The organism is Azohydromonas caseinilytica, assembly GCF_012927045.1.
GTDB classification, from domain to species: Bacteria; Pseudomonadota; Gammaproteobacteria; order Burkholderiales; family Burkholderiaceae_C; genus Azohydromonas; species Azohydromonas caseinilytica.
Window position 1 is genome coordinate 52,297 of the sequence record NZ_JABBFW010000031.1, and the last position, 11,198, is coordinate 63,494.

The window sequence follows — 11,198 nt, forward strand, 5'->3', positions numbered from 1 at the left end:
GGCGTCAGCCCTCCTGGTGCCAGTTCTTGCGCGCGTGGTCGCGGCGCGCGTTGTGCGCCACGAGCTTGGCCAGCAGCGCGGAGGCCACGCGGGCGTCCGGGCCGTCGGCGCGGCTGGTCAGGGCGATGGGCACGCGCGCGCCCAGCACCACGCCCGCGCCGGTGGCGCCGGCCAGGTACTCCAGCTGCTTGGCCAGCATGTTGCCGGCCTCCAGGTCGGGCACGGCCAGGATGTCCACGTCGCCGGCCACGGGCGACTCGATGTGCTTGATCGAGGCCGCCTGCGCCGAGATGGCGTTGTCGAAGGCCAGCGGGCCGTCGAGCACACCGCCGTTGATCTGGCCGCGGTCGGCCATCTTGCACAGCGCCGCCGCGTCCAGCGTGGAGGGCATGGAGGGGTTGACCGTCTCCACCGCCGCCAGGATCGCGACCTTGGGCTGGTCGATGCCCGTCATGCGCGCGAAGTCGATGGCGTTCTGGATGATGTCCTTCTTCTCCAGCAGCGTGGGCTGGATGTTGAGCGCGGCATCGGTGATGAGGATGGGCTTGCGGTACAGCGGCACGTCGAAGCGGAACACGTGCGACATGCGCCGGCCCGTGCGCAGCGGCTTTTGCGCCAGCACCGCGTGGATGAGCTCGTCGGTGTGCAGGCTGCCCTTCATCAGCATCTCGACCTCGCCCTTGGCGGCCATCTCGGCGGCCTTCTCGGCCGCGGCATGGGAGTAGGGCACGTCGATGATGCGCACGCTGCCCAGGTCGATGCCGGCCTGCTCGGCCACGCGGCGGATGCGCTCCTCGGGGCCGATGAGCACCGGGTCGATCAAGTCCAACTGCGCGGCGTCGATGGCACCGGACAGCGACTCGGCGTCGCAGGGATGCACCACCGCGCACTTGGCCGCCGGGATGTCGGCGCCCAGCGCCAGCAGCGCGCGCAGCCGCGCCTGGGCGTCGAAGAGGTGGATCTGCGGCGCCTTGTCGCGCGGCAGCTTGACCTTGGTGGTGGGCGCGAGCACGCGGGCCTTGCCGTAGAGCACGCAGGCGCCTTTCTGGTTGACAACCTCGCAGTCCAGCTCCACGCGCTTCTTGGCGTCGTCCTTGGCCGCCACCTTCACCGTGACCGTCAGCGTGTCGGCGATGCGCACGGGCTTGGTGAAGTGCAGGTCCTGCTCCAGGTAGATGGTGCCCGGGCCGGGGAAGACCGTGCCCAGCAGCGCCGAGATCAGCGAGCCGCCCCACATGCCGTGTGCGATGACGCCGTGGAACAGCGTGTCGGCGGCGTACTCGGCGTTGAGGTGCGCGGGGTTGGTGTCGCCGGAGACGGCAGCGAAGGCCTGGATATCGGCGCCGGTGATGGTGCGCGTCAGGCTCGCGCTCTGGCCGACGCTGATCTCGTCGTAGGTGGTGTTCTCTATGTAGTCGGTTTCAAGCAGGGCGTTCATGGGGTTCGTGACGGTTGTTCTGTTGGAGCCAAGAGTCCCGTTCGGGCTGAGCCTGTCGAAGCCCTGCGGCCCGGTCGAGCGGCAGACCTTTCGACAAGCTCAGGGCGAACGGAAAACAAATTTCAGGTCACGCCACCGCGTGGCAGCCGGCGTCCACGTAGATGGTCTGACCGGTCATGCCCGAGGCGGCGTCGCTGCACAGGAAGCTGGTGAGCTGGGCGATCTCGTCGAGCGTGACGGCGCGCTGCAGCGGCGACTTGGCCACCGCGCCGGCCATGAGCTCGTCGAAGCCGGCGATGCCCGAGGCGGCGCGGGTGTGGATCGGGCCGGGCGAGACCGCGTGCACGCGGATGCCCTGCGGGCCCAGCTCCAGCGCCATGTAGCGCACCAGCGACTCCAGCGCGGCCTTGACCGGGCCCATCAGCCCGTAGTGCGGCACGGCCTCGTCGGCGCCCAGGTAGCTCATGGTGATGATGGCGCCGCCCTGCGTCATGTGCGGCGCGCACAGCTTGGCCAGCGTGGCCAGCGAGTGGCACGACACCTCCATGGCACGGGCGAAGCCGGTGGAGGAGCTGTCGATGACGCGGCCGTGCAGGTCCTCCAGCGGAGCCCAGGCGATGGAGTGGATGACGAAGTCCAGGCGGCCGAGCTTCTCCACCGCGAAGTCCACCAGCGCCTGCAGCTCGCCGGGGTTCTCGACGTTGCAGGGCTTGAGCGGGATGCCCGCGGGCTCGGTCAGCGGCTGCACGAAGCGCAGCGCCTTGTCGTTGAGGCAGGACACGACCACGTCGGCGCCCTGCGCCTTGGCCAGCTCGGCGCAGCCCCAGGCGATGCTGTGCTCGTTGGCCACGCCCACGACGAGGCCCTTCTTGCCGGCCAGGCCCATGCGCGCCAGGCGCTCGGCGAGGTTCCGGGTGGAGGTGCTGATGGCTTGATCCATGATGTTCTCAACCAGTTCGGTGACGTGCTTCGCTGGCGAAGCGGATGTCGGGTGGAATGTCAGCCGCCTGGGCGCCGCCGCTCGGCAGGCCGGCGGCGCCCGGTTGGCCGGGATTGTTCAGAGGACGTGTGACAGCCCGAGGTCGGGCATGGCGGGGCCGAAGCCCTCGCGCTGCAGCTGCGCGTTGGCCGCGTCCAGCAGCTCCTGCGTGGCCTTGGCGCCCACCGCGCCGGCCAGGCGGCTGCACAGCTGGTAGCGCAGCACCAGCAGCGCGCGCAGCTCGTCCCACAGGTGCGCGCTGCGGCGCTCGGGCCCGCGGTAGTCGGGGCTGCCGCCGCCGCGGTTGCGCCGCTCCACGGCCACGGGCGGGGCGGGCGGGCGCTGCAGCACGCGCTCCACGTCGGCCGCCGTCTCCAGCGGCACGCGCAGCGCGATCGAGAGCTGCGCGATGCGCGCCTGCAGCGCCTGCAGCTCGCCGTCCAGGCGGTGCAGCAGGTCGGTGTCGGGGCGCTCGCCCAGCAGTGCGCTGCGCTCAGTCCGCATAGCGCACATGCACGTACTCGCCGGGCGCGTCGCACAGCGCCGCGTCGGCCGGAATGGGCGGCGCCGGCACGCGGGCCGAGGAGTGATCGACCAGCCACGCGCTCCAGGCCTCCCACCACGAGCCCTCGTGCACCGGGGCGCCGGCGGCGTAGTCCTCGGGCGTGACGTAGCCCTGGCCGCGCGTGCGCCGCGTGAGCTGGTAGCTGCGCCGCGCATGCCCGGGCTCGGAGACGACGCCCGCGTTGTGCCCGCCGCTGGCCAGCACGAAGGTGGTGTCGGTGTCGGTGAGCAGGTGGATCTTGTAGACCGACTTCCACGGCGCGACATGGTCGCGCGAGGTGCCCACCACGAACATCGGCGCGTGGATGTCCGACAGCGCCACCGCCGCGTCGCCCACGCGGTAGCGGCCCGCCGCCAGCGCGTTGTTGAGGTAGAGCGACTGCAGGTACTCGGAGTGCATGCGCTCGGGCAGCCGCGTCACGTCGGCGTTCCAGCTCATCAGGTCGTTGGGCTGGTCTTGCTTGCCCAGCAGGTAGCGGCGCACGTTGCGCGCCCAGATCAGGTCGCGCGAGCCCAGGAACTGGAACGAGCCCGCCATCTGCTTGCCGCTGAGGAAGCCCGTGCGCGCCATCTCCTCGCGCAGCGTGCGCAGCTGGTCGTCGTCGATGAACACGCCCAGCTGGCCCGGCTCGGAAAAGTCGGTGAGCGTGGTCAGCAGCGTGACGCTGGCCAGCTCGGGCAGGTCGGCGGCGGTGTCGGAATGGCGGCGGTGCGGCTGGGCATCGCCGGCCTTGAGGCCCGCCAGCGCCGCCGCCACGATGGCCAGGAAGGTGCCGCCCAGGCAGTAGCCCGCGGCGTGGATGCGCCGCGCGCCGCTGAGGCGCCCGACCGCCGCCATGGCGTCCATCACGCCGCTGTGCAGGTAGTCGCGCATGCCCAGGTCGCGGTCGGGCTCGTCGGGGTTGCGCCAGGAGACGATGTAGACCGTGTGCCCCTGGCCCACGAGGTAGCGCACCATGGAGTTCTGCGGCGACAGGTCCAGGATGTAGTACTTCATGATGCACGAGGGCACGACCAGCACCGGCTCCGGATGCACCGTCGCGGTCGTGGGCTCGTAGCGGATGAGCTCGATGAGGCGGTTGCGGTACACCACCTTGCCCGGCGTGACACCCACGTCGATGCCCACGCGGTAGGGCAGCGGCTGCAGCGCCGCGGCGGCCTCCTCGCCCTGCGCGCCCTGCGCGGCCTGCTGCGCCACATCCTGGCCCAGCAGCTGCAGCCCCTGCAGCAGGCTCTGGCCGCCGCTATCGCGCGCGGCCTGCCGCACCAGCGGGTTGGTGGCGGCCCAGTTCGACGGCGACACCGAATCCAGCCACTGCCGGGTGAAGAAGTTCACCAGCTGGGCATGGTGGCGCGCGACGCCGTCCACCTGGACGGCCTGCTCCCACCAGGCGCAGGCGGCCTTGTACTGGCTCTTGAAGGCGTTGAACGGCCACTGCTCCCACGCCGGATCGCGGAAGCGGTCGTCCGTCTCGCGGCGCGGCGGCGTGCCGGGTTGCTGCTGCAACGAGGCGGCGGCCAGCTCCAGCGCCAGTTGGCCCAGGGTGGACTGACGGCCCGGCGAGGCGGCCAGGTGCATGGACCAGTCGGCCCAGGCCAGCGTCAGGCTGATAGGCGACAGCCCCATTGCCGCGCGCGACAGCAGCGCGTGCGCGCTCTGGTCCAGGCGCTGCGCGGCCAGCAGCCCGGGCGCCGGCTGGGCCACCGCGGCGGAGGCGGCAGGTACGGGAAGGGTTGCGAGCGCGGCGGAGGCGGCCGGCGCTGCCGGTGCGTCGGCGGGGCTGCCGGCGGCCGGTGCGGACTTCTTGCGGGACATGCTCTTGGCGGCCGGCGAGGCCGGGCGCGTGACTTCAAGCAAGGCATCGGCGTGCTCGGCCGTGGTCTTGGTGTTCTTGGGCATCGGAAGCGGTTGGAACATGACGAAACGCCCGGGGGCGGCTCGACCATGACTATCGACGGACAGCGCAATTCTTAATGATGCAAATGCGCCGGGATTCCGGCCAAATTGATTTCCGACAGGAAATTCTCGGCGTTCCACGTCATCGGCCGGATGGTGCCGCCGTCGAGCCCGGCGCCGGAGAAATCAATGAATGCCGTCGAATATTTCACGGCATTTGTTCACGAAATTCTCTCTTGCGCGATATCGTTGACGTGCGTCAAAGACTTTTGATTGCCGGCCTATATTCGGCCCCGCGTCGGGCCATTTGATGGAATTTGTTGAACCGGCAGCCATTTGGCTGCCCGGCATACAATTCCCGGCCACATCCAAAAGATAGGGCCCTGGGTGCATATATTGATGGTGTGCGCCGCCCGGGCCGGCTTGCCGCTTCACGGCACGGCGCCCGCGGTTTTGCGGGGCAGGCGCCGCAAGCCCGCCGGGCGGCCGGCCTCCGGCGAGGTGCGAATCAAACGGGAACGCGCGCGCCGGCCGGCTTCACAGCCGCGCCAGCATCTCCTTGGTCACCAGCGTGATGCCCTGGTCGGTGCGGTAGAAGCGCCGCGCATCCTCGGCCGGGTCCTCGCCGATGACCAGGCCCTCGGGCAGCACGCAGCCCCGGTCGATCACCACGCGGTTCAGGCGTACGTCGCGGCCCAGCCGCACGTAGGGCAGCAGCACGCTGCGCTCGGCCTGCGCGCCGGTGTCCAGGTGCACGCTGGAGAACAGCACCGAGCGCGTCACGCGCCCGGCGACGATGCAGCCGCCCGACACCAGCGAGTCGGTGGCGCTGCCGCAGTTCGGGCGGCCCTCGCCGATGAACTTGGCCGGCGGCAGCTGCGGCTGGAAGGTCAGGATGGGCCAGCGCTGGTCGTAGAGGTCGAGCTGCGGGCGCGCGACGGTGAGGTCGATGTTGGCGTCCCAGTAGGCGTCGATGGTGCCCACGTCGCGCCAGTAGGGTTCGCCGCCGCTGCCCACCACGCCGCTGCGGCTGAAGGGATGCGCCATCACCACGCCCTCGCGCACCGCGCGCGGGATGATGTCGTGGCCGAAGTCGTGCGAGGAGCCCGCGTCGGCCACGTCGCGCGCCAGCTCGCGGAACAGGTAGTCGCGGTTGAAGATGTAGATGCCCATGCTCGCCAGCGCTGTCTGCGGCTGCCCGGGCATGGGCGGCGGGTCCTTGGGCTTCTCGACGAAGTCGGTGACGCGCCAGGAGGCGTCCACCGCCATCACGCCGAAGGCGCTGGCGTCGGCGCGCGGCACCTCGATGCAGCCCACGGTGCATTCCGCGCCGCTGGCCACGTGGTCGGCCAGCATCACGGCGTAGTTCATGCGGTAGACATGGTCGCCGGCCAGCACCACCACGTACTCCGCGCCGTAGCTGTCGATGATGTCCTCGTTCTGGTAGACGGCGTCGGCCGTGCCGCGGTACCAGTTTTCCTCGTCGATGCGCTGCTGCGCCGGCAGCAGGTCCACGAACTCGTGCATCTCCGCCTTCAGGAAGGCCCAGCCGCGCTGCAGATGCCGCAGCAGGCTGTGGCTCTTGTACTGCGTGATGACGCCGATGCGGCGGATGCCCGAGTTCATGCAGTTGGACAGGGCGAAATCGATGATCCGGAACTTGCCGCCGAAATACACCGCGGGCTTGGCGCGCCGGTCGGTGAGCTGCTTGAGCCGCGTGCCGCGTCCGCCGGCCAGCACCAGCGCCACCGCGCGCTTGGGCAATTCCAGAGTCCGTGCAAGATCGTTTGCCGCCATTGGCATCCCCGGTTTGTGATTGACACATCTGGCAATCGATGTGCCGTGGCGCACCCGGGATATGCCCGCAGGCGCTGCGGCGCGGCGGCCATGAAAAAGGGCGCCCGCGGCGCCCCTGGTGGAAGGCCCGGCGCGGGCCGGTCGCGGCCTCAGCGCGGCAGCACGAAGGTGGATTTCTCGTGCAGGCTGCGTGCGGCCGCGTCGGCCGTGGCCTGGCGCTCGATGGTGAACTCGATCTCGTGCGCGCCCGGCGCGGTGGAGGCCGCGGTCTCGGGCGGCACGCGCAGCGCCAGCGTCACCCAGTGCGCCTCGGCCGGGCCGAGCGTGACGTCCACGGGCTCGGCCTGCTGCAGCCCCGGCAGGCCCTCGGCCGTCACCTGGTAGCGCTGTGGTGCCTCGGTGGCGTTCATGATCTGCAGCCGATAGACGTTCTCGACGAAGCCGCCCTCGACCTGGCGCGCCAGCGTCGAGCGGTCGCGCACCACGTCCACCTTGAAGGGCGTGCGCAGGGCGATGCTGGTGCCCACGCCGATGCAGATCGCGACGAGGATGCCGGTGTAGAGCAGCACGCGCGGGCGCAGCACGCGCCGCATCACCGCGCCGCGCGAGAGGTGCTGCTGCAGCCCGTTCTGGGTGTCGTAGCGCACCAGGCCGCGCGCATAGCCCATCTTGTCCATCACCTCGTTGCACACGTCCACGCAGGCGGCGCAGCCGATGCACTCGTACTGCAGGCCCTTGCGGATGTCGATGCCGGTGGGGCACACCTGCACGCACAGCGTGCAGTCCACGCACGAGCCCAGGCCCAGCTGGGCCGGGTCGGCCTTCCTGGAGCGCGAGCCGCGCGGCTCGCCGCGCTCGGCGTCGTAGCTGATGATCAGCGTGTCCTTGTCGAACATCGCGCTCTGGAAGCGGGCGTAGGGGCACATGTACTTGCACACCTGCTCGCGCATGAAGCCCGCGTTGCCCCAGGTGGCGAAGCCGTAGAACAGCACCCAGAAGGTTTCCCAGGGGCCGGTGGACAGGCTCATCACCGCGCCCGCCAGCGTCTTGATGGGCGTGAAGTAGCCCACGAAGGTGAAGCCGGTCCACAGCGCGATGGCGATCCACGCCGCCTGCTTGCCGCCCTTGCGCAGCAGCTTCCCGGCGCTCCAGGGTGCCTTGTCGAGCTTTATGCGCGCGGCGCGGTCGCCTTCGATCTTGCGCTCCACCCACATGAAGATCTCGGTGTAGACGGTCTGCGGGCAGGCGTAGCCGCACCACAGCCGCCCCGCCACGGCCGTGAACAGGAACAGCCCGTAGGCCGAGACCAGCAGCAGCGCCGTGAGGTAGATGAAGTCCTGCGGGTAGAACACCAGCCCGAAGATGTAGAAGCGCCGCGCGCCCAGGTCGAACAGCACCGCCTGGCGGCCGTTCCACACCAGCCAGGGCAGGCCGTAGAAGACCAGCTGCGTCAGCCACACGATGGCCCAGCGCCACTTGACGAAATGGCCGCTGACCGAGCGCGGGTAGATCTTCTCGCGCGCCTTGTACAGCCAGACGACCTGAGCCGTGTCGTCCGTGGACGGGGCCGCTGCGGAATTGGAGGAGGCGGTGTTCATGAGGAATGCGGTCGGGTTGACTGCGTGACCATTGAAGGGCTGCCGCGCTACCCACGGCGCACCGGCGCCGGCCGGCGCGAAACCTTCTGCCTTGAAGTCTGCGCCGGCGCGGCGTGGGCGCCTTGAGCGACGTCAAGAGAAGGCGGGGATCGCGGTCGTTCTCTTCCTCTCAAGTTCCGTGCCGCGCCCGGCCTGCCAGGAATCTCATGTGTCGGCAGCCACTTGGCAGTGAGGACGCGGCCCGGGCTGCCAGGGGGGCGGGGTGGGCTGCCATGCGTGGCAGCCGCTGGCAGCCGGGCCGGCCGCGGTCGCGGGCCTCCCGGCCGGCGACCGCCCCACGGCGCAGGCTGCCTCAGGCGGTGGCGTGCTCCAGCCAGCCCTCGACGCGGCCGCGACTGGGCACGCTGCCGGCGTGCACCAGGCGGCCGTTGACGACGATGCCCGGCGTGCTCATCACGCCGTAGCCGATGAGGGCATTGAAGTCCTTCTCCATCTGCAGCGCGATGGGAATGTTCATCTCGCGCGCAACCTCGTCGATGAGGGCCAGCGTGGCGGCGCATTTGGCACATCCGGTGCCCAGTACCTTGATATCCATGTGCGTTCCTTGCTCGTGGCTTGGTGGAGCGTCCGCCGGACAGGGACGACCAGCCGCGCCAGCCATGGACCGGGCATGGCAGGGCTGTGGGCCGCGTGCAAGCAGGCCTTGGGGTCGGACCCGCACCGGCACGTCGTCGTCGATGTGGTGGATCGGACGGCAGCGGGAGCATGGCTGGTCCGGGGGGCGCCGGACACTGAGGGAAATCAACCCGCGTTGAAAGCTGCGTGTAAGCGAGGGGAGGGCTCCCAACCGATGGCACTGGCCGCGGGCCGGCGTTGATCTGCGTCATGGCCGGTCACCGCCGGCCTCCCAAGATTCAAGGCCGCTGGCCCGGGCCCGTCGCGGCGAGGCGGCGCCAGGCGGCGCTGATGATGGAGTGAGTGCCGGCGCCCGGCGCATCGGCGCGCGTGCACACTGCGCCCATGTCCTATCAGCTTTTCATTTTCGATTTCGACGGCACCCTGGCCGACTCCTTTCCGTTCTTCGTTGAGGTGTTCAACGATCTGGCGCGCAAGCATGGTTTCCGCTGCATCGAGGCGCAGGAGGTGCAGGCCTTGCGCGAGCACGGCGCGCGCGAGGTCATGAAGCGCGTGGGCATGCCCGCCTGGAAGCTGCCCATGGTCAGCGCCAGCTTCATCGGGCTGATGAAGGCGCAGACCCGGCGCATCCCACTGTTCGAAGGCATGGAGGCGGTGCTGCGCCAGCTCGCGGGCGCCGGGGTCAAGCTGGCCGTCGTCAGCTCCAACGCCGAGGACAACGTGCGCGCGGTGCTGGGCCCGGAGCTCGCGGGGCTGATCGCGCATTACGAGTGCGGCATGTCGATCTTCGGCAAGGCCTCGCGCATCCGGCGCGTGCTGGCCGCCACCGGCACGCCGGCGGCACGGGCGCTGTGCGTGGGCGACCAGGTCACGGACCTGGAGGCCTCGCGGGCCGAGGGCGTGCCCTTCGCCGCCGTGGCCTGGGGCTACGGCACGCCGCAGTCGCTGGCGGCACACAAGCCGCAGTGGCTGCTCAACGACGTGCGGGAGCTGGTCCGGCTGGCGTGATCGCTGCGCGGACCGGCCCCGCCTGGCACGAGCCGCGTGTTCATCAAAGCCGCACCGTGCCGTCGATGCAGGTGACCGATGCGCCGCCGACCCAGATCGTGCCCCGGGCATCGCGCTGCACCTGCACGCGGCCGGCGCGGCCCAGCGCCGTACCCTGGCTGGCGATGTAGCGCTCCGGCGCCAGTCCGCTGCCGATGAGCCATTGCGCCAGCGCGGCATTGAGGCTGCCGGTGACCGGGTCCTCGGCCAGGCCGTTGTGGCCGGGGAAGAAGGCCCGCACCTCGAAGGCGCAGTCGTTGCCGGCGGCATGCGGGCCCACGACGCCGATGTCCAGCCCGGCCAGCACCGCCGCGTCGGGCCGCAGTGCCAGCACCTGCTGAGCCGAGCGCAGCATCACGGCACGCCAGCCGGGGCCGTTGTCGCACCAGGCATGGCTGAGCACCTCCTCGCGCGCGATACCCAGGCCCTGCGCGATCAGCGCCACGTCGGCCTCGTCCAGCGGGCCGCTGCGGCGCAGGGGGGGTGCGGCAAAAGCCAGTTGGTGGCCGTCGCGGCGGATCGGGATCAGGCCCGCGGCGCATTCCTGCACGATGTGCTCGCTTCGGGGCTGGCCGCCCGCTTCCAGCCAGGCGTGGCAGCTGCCCAGCGTCGGATGGCCGGCAAAGGGCAGTTCGCGCCCCGGGCAGAAGATGCGCACGCGGTAATCGGCGCCGGGCTGCGTCGGCGGCAGCAGGAAGGTGGCCTCGGAGAGGTTGGTCCAATCGGCGAAGCGCTGCATCGCCGTGCCGTCGAGCCCGCTGCTGTCCAGGACCACGGCCAGCGGGTTGCCCCGGTAGGGCTGATCGGTGAACACGTCGACTTGCTTGTAGGGCCGTGGCGGCATGGTCTTGTCCTTTCTTATGCATGGACCCGCGGGGAACAGCGGCCAGTGAGGGCGCCGCGGCACGGGCAGGAACCTGCGGTGCGCGATAGCGTGGGCGCAGTCCGGTTTGGTTGATTGGAGCTTGGCGCAGCGGCGGCGCGGGTGCGCTGCCTCTGAAGCTTTTGTCCATCCCCCTCTTGCGGACCACCCCCGACTTGTGTACAGTCACGCCCCTCGCAACGAACTTTCGCTGCTTTGCTGGAAACGCAAGGAGAGTGGAAAGGGAGTTTGGAGCAAAGCGCTCTTGGAATATCGGTCTCAGGCCTCATGGGGTTCGGGCCGGGTTTCGTGGAGTTTTGCCGGGTGCCGTGCGTGGAGTTGACGCGGCATTGGCAGCGAGGCCGGGAAATCCCCCGCGA

General features: G+C 70.2%; 10 protein-coding genes. 1 reads left to right on the plus strand and 9 read right to left on the minus strand.

Features of this window, described 5'->3' with window-relative positions:
- Window positions 1-4: 4 nt before the first annotated feature.
- The 8 genes from HHL10_RS25805 to HHL10_RS25840 all read right to left on the minus strand — a co-directional run bounded on the left by HHL10_RS25805 (window position 5) and on the right by HHL10_RS25840 (window position 8,868).
- On the minus strand, window positions 5-1,438 hold the full coding sequence (locus HHL10_RS25805; protein ID WP_169163288.1) for a bifunctional enoyl-CoA hydratase/phosphate acetyltransferase: 1,434 nt from the start codon (window positions 1,436-1,438) through the stop codon (window positions 5-7).
- Window positions 1,439-1,565: 127 nt separating this feature from the next.
- Entirely contained in the window at window positions 1,566-2,378 is an 813-nt protein-coding gene (fabI, locus tag HHL10_RS25810) for an enoyl-ACP reductase FabI (RefSeq protein ID WP_205833219.1), read from the minus strand.
- A 117-nt stretch (window positions 2,379-2,495) separates the two neighbouring features.
- Window positions 2,496-2,921, minus strand: coding sequence for a hypothetical protein (locus HHL10_RS25815; RefSeq protein WP_169163289.1), 426 nt, complete (start codon window positions 2,919-2,921; stop codon window positions 2,496-2,498).
- Window positions 2,911-4,899, minus strand: a complete 1,989-nt coding sequence (locus HHL10_RS25820; protein ID WP_235971796.1) for a PHA/PHB synthase family protein — start codon at window positions 4,897-4,899, stop codon at window positions 2,911-2,913. The genes HHL10_RS25815 and HHL10_RS25820 overlap by 11 nt, the downstream gene beginning before the upstream one ends.
- A 53-nt stretch (window positions 4,900-4,952) precedes the next feature.
- Window positions 4,953-5,090 carry a hypothetical protein gene (locus HHL10_RS25825; RefSeq protein ID WP_169163290.1) on the minus strand — a complete coding sequence of 46 codons (138 nt, stop codon included), beginning with the start codon at window positions 5,088-5,090 and terminating at the stop codon, window positions 4,953-4,955.
- 325 nt (window positions 5,091-5,415) lie between these two features.
- Window positions 5,416-6,675, minus strand: coding sequence for a glucose-1-phosphate adenylyltransferase (gene glgC / locus HHL10_RS25830; protein ID WP_169163291.1), 1,260 nt, complete (start codon window positions 6,673-6,675; stop codon window positions 5,416-5,418).
- Between the two features lie 149 nt (window positions 6,676-6,824).
- Window positions 6,825-8,273, minus strand: a complete 1,449-nt coding sequence (ccoG, locus tag HHL10_RS25835) for a cytochrome c oxidase accessory protein CcoG (protein ID WP_169163292.1) — start codon at window positions 8,271-8,273, stop codon at window positions 6,825-6,827.
- 352 nt (window positions 8,274-8,625) lie between these two features.
- Entirely contained in the window at window positions 8,626-8,868 is a 243-nt protein-coding gene (locus HHL10_RS25840) for a thioredoxin family protein (RefSeq protein ID WP_169163293.1), read from the minus strand.
- A 425-nt stretch (window positions 8,869-9,293) separates the two neighbouring features.
- Between HHL10_RS25840 and HHL10_RS25845 the strand changes: the two genes are divergently transcribed.
- Entirely contained in the window at window positions 9,294-9,917 is a 624-nt protein-coding gene (locus HHL10_RS25845) for an HAD hydrolase-like protein (RefSeq protein ID WP_169163294.1), read from the plus strand.
- Window positions 9,918-9,960: 43 nt separating this feature from the next.
- Here HHL10_RS25845 and HHL10_RS25850 read toward each other — a convergent pair whose 3' ends face one another.
- The gene (locus tag HHL10_RS25850) at window positions 9,961-10,800 is read right to left on the minus strand and encodes a PhzF family protein (protein ID WP_169163295.1); all 840 of its coding nucleotides are present in this window, start codon (window positions 10,798-10,800) and stop codon (window positions 9,961-9,963) included.
- Between the last annotated feature and the right edge of the window lie 398 nt (window positions 10,801-11,198).

Excerpts from the sequence above, each read along its gene's own strand:
- HHL10_RS25820 (WP_235971796.1), bottom strand. The coding sequence starts at position 4,899 with ATGTTCCAACCGCTTCCGATGCCCAAGAACACCAAGACCACGGCCGAG.
- glgC (WP_169163291.1), bottom strand. The coding sequence starts at position 6,675 with ATGGCGGCAAACGATCTTGCACGGACTCTGGAATTGCCCAAGCGCGCG.
- HHL10_RS25845 (WP_169163294.1), top strand. The coding sequence starts at position 9,294 with ATGTCCTATCAGCTTTTCATTTTCGATTTCGACGGCACCCTGGCCGAC.
- HHL10_RS25850 (WP_169163295.1), bottom strand. The coding sequence starts at position 10,800 with ATGCCGCCACGGCCCTACAAGCAAGTCGACGTGTTCACCGATCAGCCC.
- HHL10_RS25840 (WP_169163293.1), bottom strand. The coding sequence starts at position 8,868 with ATGGATATCAAGGTACTGGGCACCGGATGTGCCAAATGCGCCGCCACG.
- fabI (WP_205833219.1), bottom strand. The coding sequence starts at position 2,378 with ATGGATCAAGCCATCAGCACCTCCACCCGGAACCTCGCCGAGCGCCTG.
- HHL10_RS25815 (WP_169163289.1), bottom strand. The coding sequence starts at position 2,921 with ATGCGGACTGAGCGCAGCGCACTGCTGGGCGAGCGCCCCGACACCGAC.
- ccoG (WP_169163292.1), bottom strand. The coding sequence starts at position 8,273 with ATGAACACCGCCTCCTCCAATTCCGCAGCGGCCCCGTCCACGGACGAC.
- HHL10_RS25805 (WP_169163288.1), bottom strand. The coding sequence starts at position 1,438 with ATGAACGCCCTGCTTGAAACCGACTACATAGAGAACACCACCTACGAC.